The organism is Streptomyces sp. 351MFTsu5.1, assembly GCF_000383655.1.
Classification (GTDB): domain Bacteria; phylum Actinomycetota; class Actinomycetes; order Streptomycetales; family Streptomycetaceae; genus Streptomyces; species Streptomyces griseorubiginosus.
The window spans coordinates 100672-117073 of the sequence record NZ_KB911798.1; the positions used below are offsets into that span (position 1 = coordinate 100672).

A 16402-nucleotide genomic window follows, 5' to 3' on the forward strand; every position below is an offset into this window, starting at 1 on the left:
ACTGTGCCGTCGCCGTCACCGGTGACGCGTCGACTCGAAGGGCGCGTGGCAACCATGTCCGACCAGTTCCACTCCTCCGATACCTCCGTGACGTTCGGTATCAAGACCACCCCGATGCGGGTCCCCTACCAAGACATCCTGCGCGTGTGGGAGGAGGCCGACGAGCTGCCGGAGATCGCGGACGCCTGGTTGTGGGACCACCTCATGCCGATCGTCGGCCCCAGGGACGGCCAGGTCCTCGAAGGATGGACGTTGCTGAGCGCCCTGGCCGCCCGAACCCAGCGGCTGCGCCTGGGCCTGCTCGTGACGAGCAATCGGATCCGGCCGCCCGCCGTCCTCGGCAAAATCGCCACCACCGTCGACGTGATCTCCGGCGGCCGCCTGATCATGGGCCTCGGCGTGGGCGGCACCGTACAGCCGCCCGACGCGGGCGGGATCGCCGGCGAGAACCCGGCCGCCGCGGAGTACGCCGCCTACGGACTCACACTCGTCCCGCCCGCCGGAGGCATCGCCCGCCTGGAGGAGACCATCGCCATCCTTCGCGGCATGTGGACCCGGGACGTCTTCGACTTCCATGGCCGCTACTACACCCTCACCGGCAACCGCAACGAGCCCAAGCCCGTCCAGCAACCAGGCCCGCCCCTGCTGATCGGAGGCTGGGGAAACCGAACACTCCGCCTCGTCGCCGAACACGCCGACATCTGGAACATCCCCGGCCCACCGCACAACACACTTGACTACATCACCGACCGCAGCGCCGTCCTGGATGACCACTGCGCGGCCATCGGCCGTGATCCGCGGACGATCACCCGCTCCGTTCAGTACATCGTCTCCTACGACGACCCGGCAGCCGACCGCAAGGCCATAACGGAACTCATCGCCGCCGGCGTGACGCACATCGTGCTGAGCCTGCGCAGCCCCTATCCCCCACAGGTCACGCGATGGCTCACCGACGAGATCATCACGCCCGTACGCAGCAAAACCGGAGACGTCCGCTGACGACCGCTCGCCACTCGCCACTCGCCACTCGCGAAGACACTGAGCTTCTTCCAACCTGCCGGTGACGTGCGGTAGTTGAAGGCCCCGCAACCTGACGAAGCTACGTCCGCGAGGCGATCGGCGTGCTGGCCGCCCTCGCACCGACGCTCGACGCGCAGGTTCTGTTCAAGGCACGCCACCTCAAGCGGTGGCAGCGCCGTCACGACACCACCCACACCAAGATCCGAAAGATCCGATGTGTCGACGTGAAGGCCGTCCTTGCCCACGGATGCCCCTAGCGCCCGCGCCTTCACAAACGCCCCCTGGAGCCTCTGCCGGCGCCGTGATCCAGTGCCGCCATCTCGCACCCGTCTCACAAACCTCTCGCGACAGGACGCAGCCAGAACCGCCCTGCGGCCTCTGACCTGTACGTTCCTACATCAGAAGGACGGTTCGGAGCCTGTACGGACGCCCGGTAAACTCCGTACACGTGACTGCTCCCGCCAAGCCCCGCATCCCGAACGTTCTCGCCGGCCGCTACGCCTCCGCCGAGCTCGCCACGCTCTGGTCGCCCGAGCAGAAGGTGAAGCTGGAGCGTCAGCTCTGGCTCGCCGTGCTGCGGGCGCAGAAGGACCTCGGGATCGAGGTGCCGGAGCAGGCGCTCGCCGACTACGAGCGGGTCCTGGACACCGTCGACCTGGCCTCGATCGCCGAGCGCGAGAAGGTCACGCGGCACGACGTGAAGGCGCGGATCGAGGAGTTCAACGACCTCGCCGGGCACGAGCAGGTCCACAAGGGCATGACCTCCCGCGACCTCACCGAGAACGTCGAGCAGCTCCAGATCCGGCTCTCCCTGGAGCTGATCCGCGACCGCGCGGTGGCCGTCCTGGCGCGTCTGGGCAAGCTCGCGGGCGAGTACGGCGAGCTGGTCATGGCCGGCCGCTCGCACAACGTGGCCGCGCAGGCCACCACCCTCGGCAAGCGTTTCGCGACCGCCGCCGACGAGCTGCTCGTGGCCTACGCGCGCGTGGAGGAGCTGCTCGGCCGCTACCCGCTGCGCGGCATCAAGGGCCCGGTCGGCACCGCGCAGGACATGCTGGACCTGCTGGGCGGGGACGCCGCCAAGCTGGCCGACCTTGAGGACCGGATCGCCGGTCACCTGGGCTTCTCGCAGGCTTTCACCTCGGTCGGCCAGGTCTACCCGCGCTCGCTGGACTACGAGGTCGTCACCGCGCTGGTGCAGCTGGCGGCGGCCCCGTCCTCGCTCGCCAAGACGATCCGGCTGATGGCCGGGCACGAGCTGGTCACCGAGGGCTTCAAGCCGGGCCAGGTCGGCTCCTCCGCGATGCCGCACAAGATGAACACGCGGTCCTGCGAGCGCGTCAACGGCCTCATGGTCATCCTGCGCGGCTACGCCTCGATGACCGGTGAGCTGGCGGGCGACCAGTGGAACGAGGGCGACGTGTCCTGCTCGGTGGTGCGCCGGGTCGCGCTGCCGGACGCGTTCTTCGCGCTCGACGGCCTCCTGGAGACCTTCCTGACCGTGCTCGACGAGTTCGGCGCCTTCCCGGCTGTCGTGGCCCGTGAGCTGGACCGCTACCTGCCGTTCCTCGCCACCACCAAGGTGCTGATGGGCGCGGTGCGCGCGGGCGTCGGCCGTGAGGTGGCGCACGAGGCGATCAAGGAGAACGCCGTCGCCTCCGCGCTGGCGATGCGCGAGCAGGGTGCCGAGCGCAACGAACTCCTCGACAAGCTGGCCGCAGACGAGCGCATCCCGCTCGACCGTGCCCAGCTCGACGAGCTGATGGCCGACAAGCTGTCCTTCACGGGCGCCGCGGCCGACCAGGTCGCCGTCGTGGTCGGCCGGATCGAGGAGATCGTCAAGCAGCACCCGGCGGCCGCGGGCTACACGCCGGGGGCGATCCTCTGACCCGGTTCACCCCCGCGGACCTGGAGGCCGCCCGCGACCGGCTCGTGCCGGATGTCGTCGCGGACGGCCTCCGTGTTCTGTTCTGCGGCATCAATCCCGGGCTGATGACGGCGGCCACCGGCCATCACTTCGCCCGTCCCGGAAACCGCTTCTGGCCGGTGCTGCATCTGTCCGGGTTCACTCCGAGGCTCCTGAAGCCTTCGGAGCAGGGCGAGTTGCTGTCGTACGGGCTCGGGATCACCAATGTCGTGGCCCGGGCGTCGGCGCGGGCGGACGAGCTGAGCGCCGAGGAGTACCGCGAGGGCGGGCGGCTGCTGGCGGAGAAGGTGGCCAGGTTGAAGCCGCGGTGGCTGGCCGTGGTGGGGGTGACCGCCTATCGCGCCGCTTTCGACGACCGCAAGGCGCAGGTCGGGCCGCAGGAACGGATCATCGGCGACACACGGGTGTGGGTGCTGCCCAATCCGAGCGGCCTCAACGCGCACTGGACCGCGGCGACGATGGCGGAGGAGTTCGCGCGGCTTCGGGTGGCGGCGGAGGACGCCTAGCCGTCGCTCACACCGGGTCGATGTCGGAGGCCACCGCGAGCACGTGGATCTCGTCGGACTCGTCCTTGCAGGCCACTCCGAGGGCGATCCAGCGGTCCGATCCCGGGGGCTGCCACAGGCTCAGATCGTCCGTCACGATGCTCGTCAGCCTCCACGGCTCGGGTATCGCCTCGCCGCGTTCCAGACGCACCGTCAGCGTGCACATCCCCCAGAGCTGGTGCTGTCTGCCCCAGCGGTGGTCCAACTCCTGGGCTATTCGGCTCTTGAGGGCATGGAAATCCCCCACGGCGGCCCTGCGCGGCGCCGCGTCACCGTCCCGCAGACCGTGGCTCACCTCTAACGACTCGATGCGGTAACCGGGCCCCGACAGGTACACGCCCGACCCGCCGTCCGCCGCGGTCAGGTCGCGGGCGCACAGCGAGTCGATGGCGGCGAGGTACTTCGCGCTGTCCATGTGATCCAGTAAAGCGGCCGCCACTGACATTTGGCGGGGCGTCAGGCGATCCGCGGGGTCAGGCGTCCCGGTGCCGCACGCTCCAGGCACCCGCGGCCAGGGCGGCGGCCGCCCAAGCCGCCGTCACGGCGAGTCCCGTCCACGGTCCCAGAGGTCCGTCGTGCGTCTCGTACAGGACGATCTGGCCCGCCCGGTCCGGCATGAAGTCGGTGGCCCCGCCGGCCACGTCCCCGATCACGAACGAGACGACCAGGACGAACGGGATCAGGAGCGAGAGCGCCCCCACCCCACTGCGCAGCACCGCCGCGAGACCGGCCGCCAGCAGCGCCATCAGGGTGAGGTAGATCCCGCAGCCGACGACCGCGCGCACCTGGTCACCGGTGCTGAGGCCACTCGCCGCCTCGCCGAGACCGGCACGTGCCACGACTAGCGCGGCGACGGCGGTGACCAGGCCGACCACGAGCGTGGGCCCGGCGATGGCCGTGACCTTCGCCGCGAACCAGTGCCCGCGCCGCGGCACCGCGGCCAGTGACATCCGCAGCCCACCCCCGTGGAACTCCGAGGACACCGTCATGGCGCCGAAGCACATGGCCGCGATCTGGCCCGGCATGACCCCGGACAGTGCCGTGAACAGCGGGTCGAACTCGGGGTCGGAGGGGTCGGAGACACCGGCGAGCGCGGAGAACGCGGTGGTCGCGGCGAACAGGGCGAGCAGGGTGCCGAGAAGCGAGCGGAGCGTACGGATCTTCAGCCACTCGGAGTGGAGGACGGGGGCGAAGGGCATGTCAGGCCTCCTGGGGGTGTGCGATGAACTCGGTCTCGGCCGACGTGAGATCCAGGTAGGCGTCTTCCAGGGTGCCCTCCTGGGAGGCCAGTTCGAGGATGGGCACGCCCGCCGCCGAGACGACGGCGCCGATCTCGTCCACGCGTGCGTGCTGCACGCTCCAGTGCCCGTCCTCGTGTTCCACGGCGTCGTGGCCGTGCCGGGCCAGGGCCGTCCTGAGCGCGCCGGGGTCGGGCGTGCGGATCAGCACGCTCGGCTGCACGCGTGCGTGGATGAACTCCCGCAGGGGTGTGTCGGCGAGGAGGCGTCCCCGGCCCAGGACGACGAGATGGTCGGCGAAGGACGCGGTCTCGTTCATGAGGTGGCTGGAGACCAGGACGGTGCGTCCCTCGCCGGCCAGTCGGCGCAGCAGCCCACGGATCCAGATGATGCCTTCGGCGTCGAGTCCGTTCGAGGGCTCGTCGAGGAGGACCACCGGGGGGTCGCCGAGCAGGGCGGCCGCGATGCCGAGCCGCTGCCGCATGCCCAGGGAGTACGTCCGCACCCGGCGCCGGGCCACCGATGCCAGCCCCGTCGCCTCCAGCACCTCGTCGACCCGGCGGCCGGGGATGCGGTTGCTCGTGGCCAGCGTGCGCAGGTGGTCGCGGCCGGTGCGGGCGCCGTGCGCGGCCCGGGCGTCGAGCAGGGCGCCCACGTGGCGCAGGGGTTCGGCGAGAGCGGTGTAGGGGCGTCCGCCGATCGTCGCCGTGCCGGAGGTGGGCCGGTCGAGGCCGAGGACGAGCCGCATGGTGGTGGACTTTCCGGCGCCGTTGGGGCCGAGGAAACCGGTCACCCGGCCCGGCAGGACCCGGAAGGTGAGGTCGTCCACGGCGCGTCGGGTGCCGAACTCCTTGGTGAGGGACTGGACTTCGATGCTGGTCATGGCAGCAGCCTCGCCGGTGCCGCGGGGCGGGGCCTCCCCCGCGCGTGGAGATCGTCTCCCCCGTGCGGGGGAGGGCCGTTGTCGGTGGCGGCTGGCACGATGACCGCATGGTCCGCTTGCTGCGCCCGTTCGGTCGGGCGGTGACGTACACACGGTGGCTGCATCTGTTCATCGCCACCGTGTGGCCCGCCATGTGGATGTTCGTCGAGGAGGCGTGGTGGACCTGGCTGGTGGCGGCGGCGACGCTCGCCCCGGCCGCCCTCGTTCCGGCGATGCGCACGGTGGAGGGACTGCAGGCCAGGCTGCTGCTGACGGGGCATCGGCACGACAGCGAGAGCAGTGCCGTCGTGGTCGCGCCGTCCGCGTCCTGGGGCGACCGGGGCCGGCTCGTGCTGTGGCTGGAGGCGCGGCTGCTGCTCGGCTTCTCGACGGCGTGGCTCTCCGTCCAGTTGCTGGTCAGCACGGTGGACCTGGTGGCCTCGGCGTTCGGGCGGGATGTGGACGAAGGCGTGCTCGTCCTGCTCGGCGGCCACCGGTGGTGGCACATCCTGCTCGCGCCGCTCTCCCTGGCCGCACTGGCGGCGACCGTGTTCGGGGCGGGCCGTCTCGTCACCGCGCTCGCGCTGCGGCTGCTTGGCCCCTCCCCGGGCGACCGTCTCGCCGCCTTGGAGGAGCGCACCGAGCAGCTGCTGGAACGCACCCGGATCGCACGCGAGCTGCACGACTCCATCGGGCACGCGCTGACCGTCGCCGTGGTCCAGGCGGGAGCGGCCCGCGCGGCGGGCGACCCCGACTTCACCGACCGCGCCCTGGACGCCATCGAGGAGACCGGGCGGGCCGCGCTGGAGGACCTGGAGCGGGTGCTGGCTGTCCTGCGCGAGTCCGGGGGTCCGGTGAGCGGCCGTCCGACGCTGGCCGAGTCGGACCGGCTCCTGGAGTCCGCCCGTGCGTCGGGGGCGAAGGTGGACGCCGAGTTCACGGGGCCTCTGGACACCGTGCAGGGCCCGGTCTCGCGCGAGGGCTACCGCATTCTCCAGGAGTCGCTGACCAACGTGCTGCGGCACGCGGGTGCCGTCCCGGTCCGGGTCCGCGTCGAGGTCTCGCGGGAGACACTCGCCCTCGAGGTCCGCAATCCCGCCCCGGCGGGCGTTCCCGGCCCCGGCCGGGGCAGCGGTCTGCGGGGCATACGCGAGCGCGCGGCCCTGCTCGGTGGCCGCGCGCACACCGGCCCCGACCAGGGCGACTGGCAGGTGCACGCCGAGCTGCCGTTGCGCTGATCTAGGCTGGCCCGATGCCGGTCACCGTTCTCCTCGTCGACGACGAACCCCTGGTCCGCGCCGGTCTGCGGGCCGTCCTGGAGGCCCAGCCCGACATCGAGGTGGCCGGTGAGGCGGCGGACGGGGCGGCGGTGATCCCCCTCGTACGGCAGCTGCGGCCCGACGTGGTCGCCATGGACGTACGGATGCCGCTGCTGGACGGGATCGAGGCCACGCGCGCGGTGCTGCGGACGGTGGACCGGCCGCCGAAGATCCTCGTGGTGACGACGTTCGAGAACGACGAGTACGTGTACGAGGCGCTGCGGGCCGGTGCCGACGGGTTCCTGCTGAAGCGGGCACGGCCGGCCGAGATCGTGCATGCGGTGCGGCTGGTCGCCGAGGGCGAGTCCCTGCTGTTCCCGGCGTCCGTACGGCAGCTCGCCGCGCGGTACGGGGAGGACGGCGGCAACCTGGCGGCCCGCGCGGCGATGGAGCGGGCCCGGCTGACCGATCGGGAGGCGGAGGTGCTGCGGCTGATGGCGCGCGGACTGTCGAACGCGGAGATCGCCGAGCGGCTGGTCGTGGGCACGGAGACCGTGAAGTCGCATGTGAGCGGGGTGCTGGCGAAGCTGGGGGCGCGGGACCGTACGCAGGCCGTGATCGCGGCGTACGAATCGGGGTTCGTGGCGCCGGGGTGACCACAGATCGACAGGGGGCTCCGCCGTGGTGTGCGACCGGGTCACCACGGCGTCGCGGTCGAAAAACGGCCGAGCGCCCGGCGCAACCTGTCACAGCGACCTGTACGATCCGCCCCAACACGCGCACGAGCTGGGAGGACGGACGTTGGGGCGGCTGACCGGCGGGGACCCCTCGCTGCTGCGGAGGATCAATTCCGCGGTGGTGCTGCACGCGCTGCGTGCCACGGACTGTGCCACGCTCACGGAGATCACCCGGGTGACGGGCCTGTCCCGGCCGACGGTCGAGGGGGTCGTCGAAGGGCTCATCGAGGGCGGCCTGGTGGTCGAGAAGGCCGCCGACGAGAGCGTCGCCCGGCGCCAGGGGCGGCCCGCGCGACGGTTCCGGTTCCGGGCCGAGACGGGCCATCTGCTGGGCCTGGACATCGGACCGCACCGGGTGGCCGCGCTCCTGTCCGACCTGGACGGCCGGGTGCTCGGCGCCGTGGCCAAGGACGTCGACGAGACGGCGTCCGCCGACGAACGCCTGGAGCGGCTGCGCACCGCGGTCGCCGAACTGCTGCGCAGGGCCGGTGTCGCGCGCGACTCGCTGTGGGCCGTGGGAGTCGCGTCTCCGGGCATCGTGGAGGCGGACGGCACGATACGGCTGTGCGCCGCGCTGCCGGAGTGGACGGGGCTGCGCCTCGGCGAGCGGCTCAGCCGCTCCTTCAAGTGCCCGGTGCTGGTGGAGAACGACGCCAACGCGGCCGCCGTCGCCGAGCACTGGAAGGGCGCCGCCACCGAGTCCGACGACGTGGTGTTCGTGCTGGCCGGGCTGAGCCCGGGTGCGGGCTCGCTGATCGGCGGCCGGCTGCACCGGGGGTACGGCGGGGCGGCCGGCGAGATCGGCGCGCTGCACCTGCTGGGGCGTGAGGTCACCCCGGAGACCCTGCTGTCGACCACGGACGAACCCCTGCACCCGCTCGACGAGCAGGCGGTCGCCGAGGTCTTCGCGCAGGCCCGTGAGGGCGACCAGCGGGCCCGGGCGGCCGTGGACCGCTTCATCCAGCGGCTCGTCCACGACGTGGCCGCGCTCGTCCTGGCGGTCGATCCGGAACTGGTCGTGGTCGGCGGCTGGGCGACCGGGCTCGACGACGTACTGGAGCCGCTGCGGGGCGAGTTGGCCCGCTATTGTCTGCGCCCGCCGAAGGTGACCCTGTCGCTCCTCGGCGAGGCCGCCGTGGCGACCGGTGCGCTGCGCCTCGCCCTCGACCATGTGGAGGCACAGCTGTTCGCGGTGGAGGGCACGGTGACGGCGCGGCGGTGAACGGTCCGGCGGTGAGCGGTCCTGCGCGGTCGACGGATGACCCGCGGCGGTGCCCCGGGTCCGATCCGGGTCCGGGTCCGGGGCGCCGCCGCGGTGTTCACGAGCGTGGCCTTCAGGAGGCCTGGCGTTCCGGTCCCTCGTGGATCTCGACCGTGCCGGAGTCGCCGAAGGTCAGCCGGCAGGTGTCGGCGCGGTAGGTGGCCACCGAGAGGGCGGCGGTGCGGCCCGCGGCCAGATAGCGGGTGGTGACGACGAGGACCGGGGCGCCGGGCAGGCGGTCGAGTTCCTTGGCGTCGTCCGCGCGGGCCGAGCCGAGTTCGACGGCGTTCTCCCGGCTCTCCAGCTCCAGGCGCTGGAGTTCGCGCAGCACGGCACGCGCGCGTGCGGCCCCCGACGGCGCGTCTATGGCGGAGAGTTCCGGCACGGAGGCCTCGGGGACGTAGAGCAGTTCGGCGGCGACGGGCTGACCGTGAGTCACCCGGGAGCGGCGGACGATGTGCACCGGCTGCTCGCGGCCGGTCTCCAGGGCGTCGGCGACGGCGGCGGGCGGCACCGCCACGGCGCAGTCGACGGTCTGCCAGTCGTCACCGGCCGACCCGGGCCACGCCTGCTGCTCGGTGCCGACGGCCACACCCACGCGGGGCGGCGCGACGGTCGTACCGACACCGCGGCGGCGTTGGAGCCTGCCCTCCAGCTCCAGTTGCTCCAGGGCCTGACGGAGCGTCGCGCGGGCGACGCCGAAGCGGGCGGCGAGGTCGCGCTCGTTGGGCAGGATCTCGCCCACGGAGAATTCGGAGTCCAATGCCTCACTGAGCACGGTCTTGAGGTGCCAGTACTTCGGTTCCGGCACCGTTTCGAGCTGCGTGGTCCCCACCCTTGCCTCCGCAATCGCCGTGGTCCGGCGGCGTTTTAGCGCCCTTGTTTATTAAAGGTTGTTGCACTTCTCTGCGACCATAGGGCGGCCCCCACCCTTGGTCAAGACCAATCCTCGATCCTCGGAGCAACTCCCGGGCACGTTGCCGTGAACGTTCACGTCGCGTTCGCGCTCGACCGAGTGCGCAACACGACGGCAAGGCCCCGTCATGAACGGGGACCTGCTCGTATACGGAATGTCAGAGGTTCAGCAGGGAGCGCAGCTTGTCGGGGTTGCGCATGATGTAAACGGACTGGACACGGCCGTCGACGATGTCGAGCTGGAACACCGAGTCGGGCTTGCCGCCGGACAGGGCGAGCGCGGCCGGTCCTCCGTTGAGCTCCAGGAAGCGCCAGGTGAGGTCCTGGGCGCCCTTCTCGGCGACGCCGACGATGAAGCGGCCCACGTGGTCCGCGGACTCCAGTACCCGCAGCGGCGCCTTGGTCTTGCCGCCGCTGTCCCCGACGAGCCGCACGTCCGGCGCCAGCAGCGACATCAGGGCCTCCAGGTCGCCGCCGCCCGCGGCGACGAGGAAACGCTCCGTCAGATCCCGGCGCCGGACCGGGTCGACCTCGTAGCGCGGCCGTCGCTCGTCGACGTGCTTGCGGGCCCGCCCGGCGAGCTGGCGTACGGCGGGCTCGCCGCGGTCGAGCATGGCGGCGATCTCGGCGTAGGGGTAGCCGAAGGCCTCGCGCAGGACGAACACCGCCCGCTCCAGCGGTGACAGCGACTCCAGCACGACCATGACGGCGAGGGAGACCGAGTCCGCGAGGACGGCCTGCTCGGCGGTGTCGGGCACGGTGTCCCCGAAGTCGGTGACGTACGGCTCGGGCAGCCACGGGCCGACGTACGTCTCCCCCCGCGCCTTGACCTGCCGCAGCCGGTCGATCGCCAGGCGCGTGGTGACGCGGACCAGATAGGCGCGCGGCTCGCGCACCTCGCTGCGGTCCGCGGCCGACCAGCGCAGCCAGGCGTCCTGCACCACGTCCTCGGCGTCGCTGACGCGTCCGAGCATGCGGTAGGCGACGCCCTGGAGCACGGGACGGTGTTCTTCGAATACGTCGGTCTCGGTGTCGGTGGCCACCGGTTCATCCCAACCCACCCGCCGGTCGGTGTCCAGGCGATATCCAAGCGGCACTCCGGCGGGTCTACCCGTGAGTAGCAATTGCTGACAAGCTGTCTACGGCCAGCATGCCCAGCGTCCCGGTAGCCCCCTGAGCCACCGCCAAGGAGCCTTCATGTCCGAAACCGTCTCCTTCAAGGTCCCCTCCCCAAAGGGGCCGCAGCCCGTGACCGTCTCGTACGCGCGCGTGGGCCGCGGTGAGCCGCTGCTCCTGCTGCACGGCATCGGTCACCACCGGCAGGCCTGGGATCCGGTGGTGGACATCCTGGCCACGGAGCGGGACGTGATCGCCGTGGACCTGCCCGGCTTCGGCGCCTCGCCGGGGCTGCCCGAGGGGCTCGCCTACGACCTGGCCACGACGACATTCGTGTTCGGGGCGTTCTGCGAGGCGCTGGAACTGGACCGGCCGCATGTGGCGGGCAACTCCCTGGGCGGTCTGCTGGCCCTGGAACTGGGCCGCGAGAAGCTCGTACGGTCCGTCACCGCGCTGTCGCCCGCGGGGTTCTGGTCGCCGGCCGAGCGGCGGTACGCGTTCGGCGTCCTGCTCACGATGCGGCAGATCGCCCGCCGGATGCCGCTGCCGCTGGTCGAACGGCTGTCACGCAGCGCGGCCGGTCGCACGATGCTGACGAGCACGATCTACGCACGCCCGGGCCTGCGCGCTCCCGAGGCCGTGGTCGCCGAGACCCTCGCCCTCGTACGGGCCACGGGCTTCGACGAGACGCTCAGGTCCGGTACCGCGGTCCAGTTCACCGAGGACGTGCCCGGACTGCCGGTGACCGTGGCCTGGGGCACCCGGGACATGCTGCTCGTGCGCCGCCAGGGCGTGCGGGCCAAGCGGATCATCCCCAAGGCCCGGCTCGTCCGGCTGCCCGGCTGCGGCCACTGCCCGATGAACGACGACCCGGCCCTGGTCGCGCGCGTGATCCTGGACGGCAGCCGCTGACGGCTCACCGGGACACCGGGCCGATCAGGGACGGCATCGGCATTCCGCACAGGGGTTCACCTGTTCCCGGGGCCAGATGTTCACGTGCGGTTTCCGTGTGCGCTGCGGCGCCCCAGTAGTTGTGGCAACGCACACTGCCGGCTGGATCCCGTCCCTGGAGGCGCCTCCATGTCCCACCGTCCGTTCCCCGGACGCCGCAGCGTTCTGCGCGGCTCCCTGGCCGCCTCGGCGGCTCTCACCCTGCCCGCGGCGGCCGGAGCCGCCCCGGCCTTCGCGCTCTCCGGGCGCCCCGGAGCGGGCTGGGGCGTGCAGACGGGAGACGTGACCTCCGACTCCGGTCTGGTGTGGGTGCGTTCCGACCGCCCGGCCCGGATGATCGTGGAGACGTCCGCGACCGAGTCGTTCCGCAACGTACGTCGGTGGCACGGCCCGCTCCTCGGCGCGGACACCGACTTCACCGGTACGACCCGGCTGCACGGGCTGCCGTCGGGCGAGCAGATCCACTACCGGGTGCTGCTGGCCGACCCGGACGACCCCCGCCGCACCGGAGAGCCGGTCGCAGGCACCTTCCGTACGGTGTCCGGCAAGCGCAGGGACGGAGTGCGGTTCCTGTGGTCCGGTGACCTCGCGGGACAGGGCTGGGGCATCAACCCCGACGTCGGCGGTTACACCATCTACCAGGCGATGGCGAAGCTCGACCCGGACTTCTTCCTGTGCAGCGGCGACAACATCTACGCCGACGGCCCGATCCCGTCGACCGCCGCCCTGCCCGACGGCAGCACCTGGCGGAACATCACCACCGAGGAGAAGTCCAAGGTCGCCGAGACCCTGGCCGAGTTCCGCGGGAACTTCCGCTACAACCTGCTCGACCACAACCTCAGGGCGTTCAACGCCCAGGTCCCGTCCGTCATCCAGTGGGACGACCACGAGGTCCGCAACAACTGGTACCCCGGCCAGACGATCCTGGACTCCGACACCCGCTACACCGAGAAGCGGGTCGACGTACTGGCGGGCCGGGCCCGGCGCGCGTTCAGCGAGTACTTCCCGATCTCCACGCTCCGCCCGGGCGCGCGGGACGGCCGGGTCTACCGGGTGCTGCACCAGGGCCCGCTGCTCGACGTGTTCGTGCTGGACATGCGGACGTACCGCAACGCCAACTCCCCCGACGACCAGACCGTGGACCCGCAGGGCATCCTGGGCCGGGAGCAGCTGGAGTGGCTCAAGCGCGAGCTGTCGTGCTCGCGGGCGGTGTGGAAGGTGATCGCCTCCGACATGCCGCTCGGCCTGGTCGTGCCCGACGCCACGGAGGGCAAGCCGAACATCGAGGCGGTGGCGCAGGGCGACCCGGGTGCGCCGCTCGGGCGTGAGCTCCAGATCGCCGAGTTGCTGCGGTACGTCAAGCACCGCCGGATCACTGGCACGGTGTGGCTGACCGCGGACGTGCACCACACCTCGGCCCAGCACTACCAGCCCTCGCGGGCCGCGTTCACGGACTTCGAGCCGTTCTGGGAGTTCGTCTCGGGTCCGCTGAACGCGGGCGCCTTCCCGGCCAGCGCGCTCGACGGCACCTTCGGCCCGGAGCGGGTTTTCGTGAAGGCGCCGACCGCCTCGAACGTCTCCCCCGCCGGCGGCTACCAGTTCTTCGGCGAGGTCGACATCGACGGCCACAGCGGCGAGCTGACGGTACGGCTGCGCGAGGCGGACGGCGCGGTGCTGTTCACCCAGGTGCTCCAGCCGGGCCGCGTGGGCCAGTAACTCCCGTACCCTCGACGGCGGGTCGCGCACCGGCGTCATCCCCCGGTGCGCGACCCATGAACGGTTGAAAAGGGGACAAAGCGTACGGACCCACACTTTACCGCCCAGTCACAATGCGTTCGTGATCACGCAACACCACTCCTTCACAGTGGCTGCATGACTCGAAACATGTCTGATGTGACCCGTGCGCAGCACGGTCGCCCCGTGCACCACTGGCGGCGCGACCTGATCGAACTCGCGGCCCTGTTCACGGCCGTGGCGGTGGCGGACACCGTGGCGAACCTGATCGGGCACGGCCCCGACGGTACGGCGTTGCTGGTGATCTCGGCGGTCGCCCTGGCGGCCACGGCCGGCTTCCACACCTGGTGGGCACGCCGCCACGGCCACGCGCCGCCGACGAGCGATACCGGCGCCCGGCCGCTGGAGGGCGCGTCCGCCGGGCCGTCCGACCAGTCGGCGGGCGCGGACCCCGTGGCCGGGGAGAGCACGCTGTGGCGGATGCGGACCACGGTGAAGGACGAGCCGGGCTCGCTGGCCGCCCTCTGCGCGGCACTCGCCGGGCACCGGGTGGACATCCTGAGCCTCCAGACCCATCCGCTGGCGCAGGGCACCGTCGACGAGTTCCTGCTGCGCGCCCCCGGGGCACTCGAGGGCTCCGAGCTCACCCGGGCCGTCTCGGGAGCGGGCGGTGCGGACACCTGGATCGAGCGGGCCGACGCCCATGACCTGGTGGACGCGCCGACCAGGGTGCTGGGCCTGGCCACCCGTACCGCGCTGGACGCGGCGGAACTGCCGCTGGCGCTCAGGCAGTTGCTCGGCCGGTGCACGATCCGCTCGCTGCCGGCCATGCCGGTGGGCGGTGGCCGCGGACCGGAGGGCGTGCCGGTCGAGGGAGTTCTCGAGGAGACGGTGATGCGGTTGCGGGCCCCCGAAGGCGGAGTCATCACTGTGGAGCGGCCGTATCTGCCGTTCACACCGACCGAGTTCGCCCGGGCCCGCGCCCTGGTCGAGCTGGATGCCCGGCTCGGGCCGCGGATCCCGCACGGCCAGGACATGCTGACGCTGCCCGAGGGCCACGACATCACCGTGCGGCGGGCCGGCACCGGTGATCTGGAGGCCGCGCGGGAGATGCACGAGCGGTGCTCCCCGCGGACGTTGAGCACGCGGTACCACGGACCCGTCGGTGACGCCGACCGGTATCTCAACCACCTGCTCAGTCCCCGCTACGGCCGCACCCTCGCCGTACAGACCGCGTCGGGGCGGATCGTGGGGCTCGGGCATCTGCTGTGGGACGGGGACGAGACGGAGGTCGCGCTGCTCGTCGAGGACGCGTGGCAGCGTCGGGGCATCGGGGGCGAGTTGCTGGAGCGGCTGGTCGCCATGGCGGCGGAGGCCGGGTGCGAGAGCGTGTACGCGGTGACGCAGTCGTCCAACACCGGGATGGTCGCGGCCATGCGCGGGCTGGGGCTCCCCCTCGACTACCAGATCGAGGAGGGCACCCTGGTGATCACTGCCCGCCTGGACGCCCCGGTGGACGCCGAGCCCGTCCCCGCCGCGGAACCGCAGGTCAATACAGCTCCGCGCCCCTGACGGAGCAGTCCAGCGCCGCGTCCAGATCCCTCCAGAGGTCCTCGGCGTCCTCCAGGCCCACCGAAAGACGCAGCAGGCGGTCGCTGACCCCGGCGTTCCTCCGGTCGTCCGCGTCCACGATGCGGTGGCTGATCGACGCCGGGTGCTGGATGAGGGTGTCGACGCTGCCGAGGCTCACCGCCGGGGTGATCAGCCGGACGCCCGCGATCACCTCGTGCGGGTCTCCGGCCACCTCGAAGCCGATCATGGCCCCGCCGATGCGCGGGTAGTGGACCCGGGTGACGCGGGGGTCGGCCGCGAGGCGCCGGACCAGGGCGGCGGCGTTCGCGGAGGCCGCCCGCACCCGGACGGGGAGGGTGGCGAGGCCGCGCAGCAGCAGGTAGCCGGCCAGCGGGTGCAGCACCCCGCCCGTGGCGAAGCGGATCTGCCGGAGCCGGCCCGCGAACTCCTCGTCGCAGGCCACCACGCCCGCCATCACGTCCCCGTGTCCGCCGAGGTACTTGGTGGCGCTGTGCAGGACCAGACGGGCGCCGAGTTCCGCGGGGCGCTGGAGCACCGGGGTGGCGAAGGTGTTGTCGGCGAGGAGGGGCACGGAGCCGCAGGAGTGCGCCAGGGCCCGCAGGTCGATCTCCGCCAGGGTCGGGTTGGCCGGGGACTCCACCAGGACGAGCCCGGTGTCCGGGCGCAGCGCGTCGGCGACCCCCGCCGGGTCGGTCCAGGTGACCTCCGTGCCGAGGAGTCCGGAGTCGAGGAGATGGTCGCTGCAACCGTAGAGGGGACGTACGGCGACGACGTGGCGCAGGCCCAGGGAGGCCCGTACGAGAAGGACCGCCGTGAGCGCGGCCATGCCGCTGGCGAAGGCGACCGCGGCCTCGGTGCCCTCCAGTCGGGCGAGCGCGGTCTCGAAGCGGGCGACGGTCGGGTTGCCGAGGCGGCCGTACACGGGCGGCCCGTCCGGTTCGGCGCCGGTGCCGGCGAAGGCGTCGATGCGGGCGGCCTCGTCGCGGCTGTCGTAGGACGGGTAGGTCGTCGACAGGTCGATGGGCGGGGCGTGCAGTCCCTGCCGGGCGAGGTCGTCGCGGCCGGCGTGGACGGCCTCGGTGGCCAGTGCTCGCAGCGGGGTACGGGACGCGGTGGGTGTGCGCGCTGAGTCCATGCCCGCCAGGGTGAACACTCACCGGCGTACATCGGTGTAATCCCGTGCT

Annotated in this window: 15 protein-coding genes; 9 read left to right on the forward strand and 6 right to left on the reverse strand. The window is 72.1% G+C overall.

All coding sequences use genetic code 11. From position 1 onward, the window contains the following. Positions 1-54 precede the first annotated feature (54 nt). The 3 genes from H295_RS0137445 to mug all read left to right on the forward strand — a co-directional run bounded on the left by H295_RS0137445 (position 55) and on the right by mug (position 3453). On the forward strand, positions 55-999 hold the full coding sequence (locus tag H295_RS0137445) for an LLM class flavin-dependent oxidoreductase (RefSeq protein WP_020140488.1): 945 nt from the start codon (positions 55-57) through the stop codon (positions 997-999). 469 nt (positions 1000-1468) lie between these two features. After that, entirely contained in the window at positions 1469-2908 is a 1440-nt protein-coding gene (gene purB, locus H295_RS0137455) for an adenylosuccinate lyase (RefSeq protein WP_020140490.1), read from the forward strand. 44 nt (positions 2909-2952) lie between these two features. After that, positions 2953-3453 (forward strand): G/U mismatch-specific DNA glycosylase, encoded by a 501-nt coding sequence (gene mug, locus H295_RS0137460; RefSeq protein ID WP_020140491.1) that lies wholly within the window; start codon positions 2953-2955, stop codon positions 3451-3453. 7 nt (positions 3454-3460) lie between these two features. On the opposite strand, the gene H295_RS0137465 is transcribed toward mug, so the two are convergent. The 3 genes from H295_RS0137465 to H295_RS0137475 are packed head-to-tail and all read right to left on the reverse strand — an operon-like array spanning position 3461 to position 5613. Then, on the reverse strand, positions 3461-3907 hold the full coding sequence (locus tag H295_RS0137465) for a hypothetical protein (RefSeq protein WP_020140492.1): 447 nt from the start codon (positions 3905-3907) through the stop codon (positions 3461-3463). Positions 3908-3965: 58 nt separating this feature from the next. Beyond that, complete coding sequence (locus tag H295_RS0137470) at positions 3966-4691, reverse strand: ABC transporter permease (protein WP_020140493.1); 726 nt, start codon at positions 4689-4691, stop codon at positions 3966-3968. 1 nt (position 4692) lies between these two features. Further along, positions 4693-5613, reverse strand: coding sequence for an ATP-binding cassette domain-containing protein (locus H295_RS0137475; RefSeq protein WP_020140494.1), 921 nt, complete (start codon positions 5611-5613; stop codon positions 4693-4695). Between the two features lie 107 nt (positions 5614-5720). Between H295_RS0137475 and H295_RS0137480 the strand changes: the two genes are divergently transcribed. The 3 genes from H295_RS0137480 to H295_RS0137490 all read left to right on the forward strand — a co-directional run bounded on the left by H295_RS0137480 (position 5721) and on the right by H295_RS0137490 (position 8870). Then, positions 5721-6890 carry a sensor histidine kinase gene (locus H295_RS0137480; protein WP_020140495.1) on the forward strand — a complete coding sequence of 390 codons (1170 nt, stop codon included), beginning with the start codon at positions 5721-5723 and terminating at the stop codon, positions 6888-6890. Between the two features lie 14 nt (positions 6891-6904). Then, on the forward strand, positions 6905-7567 hold the full coding sequence (locus tag H295_RS0137485; RefSeq protein ID WP_020140496.1) for a response regulator transcription factor: 663 nt from the start codon (positions 6905-6907) through the stop codon (positions 7565-7567). Between the two features lie 145 nt (positions 7568-7712). Next, positions 7713-8870: an ROK family transcriptional regulator gene (locus H295_RS0137490; protein WP_020140497.1), complete on the forward strand. Its 1158-nt coding sequence runs from the start codon at positions 7713-7715 to the stop codon at positions 8868-8870. Between the two features lie 112 nt (positions 8871-8982). Here the strand turns inward: H295_RS0137490 and H295_RS0137495 are convergent, their stop codons facing one another. Together H295_RS0137495 and H295_RS0137500 are read right to left on the reverse strand one after the other, a co-directional pair. Further along, positions 8983-9744: a GntR family transcriptional regulator gene (locus tag H295_RS0137495; protein WP_020140498.1), complete on the reverse strand. Its 762-nt coding sequence runs from the start codon at positions 9742-9744 to the stop codon at positions 8983-8985. 238 nt (positions 9745-9982) lie between these two features. Beyond that, entirely contained in the window at positions 9983-10867 is an 885-nt protein-coding gene (locus H295_RS0137500; protein ID WP_020140499.1) for an RNA polymerase sigma-70 factor, read from the reverse strand. 154 nt (positions 10868-11021) lie between these two features. Between H295_RS0137500 and H295_RS0137505 the strand changes: the two genes are divergently transcribed. The 3 genes from H295_RS0137505 to H295_RS0137515 all read left to right on the forward strand — a co-directional run bounded on the left by H295_RS0137505 (position 11022) and on the right by H295_RS0137515 (position 15197). After that, positions 11022-11852, forward strand: a complete 831-nt coding sequence (locus H295_RS0137505; protein WP_020140500.1) for an alpha/beta fold hydrolase — start codon at positions 11022-11024, stop codon at positions 11850-11852. A 168-nt stretch (positions 11853-12020) separates the two neighbouring features. Continuing rightward, on the forward strand, positions 12021-13607 hold the full coding sequence (locus tag H295_RS0137510) for an alkaline phosphatase D family protein (RefSeq protein WP_020140501.1): 1587 nt from the start codon (positions 12021-12023) through the stop codon (positions 13605-13607). Positions 13608-13775: 168 nt separating this feature from the next. Then, the gene (locus H295_RS0137515) at positions 13776-15197 is read left to right on the forward strand and encodes a GNAT family N-acetyltransferase (RefSeq protein WP_234021771.1); all 1422 of its coding nucleotides are present in this window, start codon (positions 13776-13778) and stop codon (positions 15195-15197) included. Here the strand turns inward: H295_RS0137515 and H295_RS0137520 are convergent. Then, on the reverse strand, positions 15175-16353 hold the full coding sequence (locus H295_RS0137520) for a trans-sulfuration enzyme family protein (protein ID WP_028810109.1): 1179 nt from the start codon (positions 16351-16353) through the stop codon (positions 15175-15177). The two genes, H295_RS0137515 and H295_RS0137520, sit on opposite strands and share 23 nt — an antisense overlap. Positions 16354-16402: the final 49 nt, after the last annotated feature.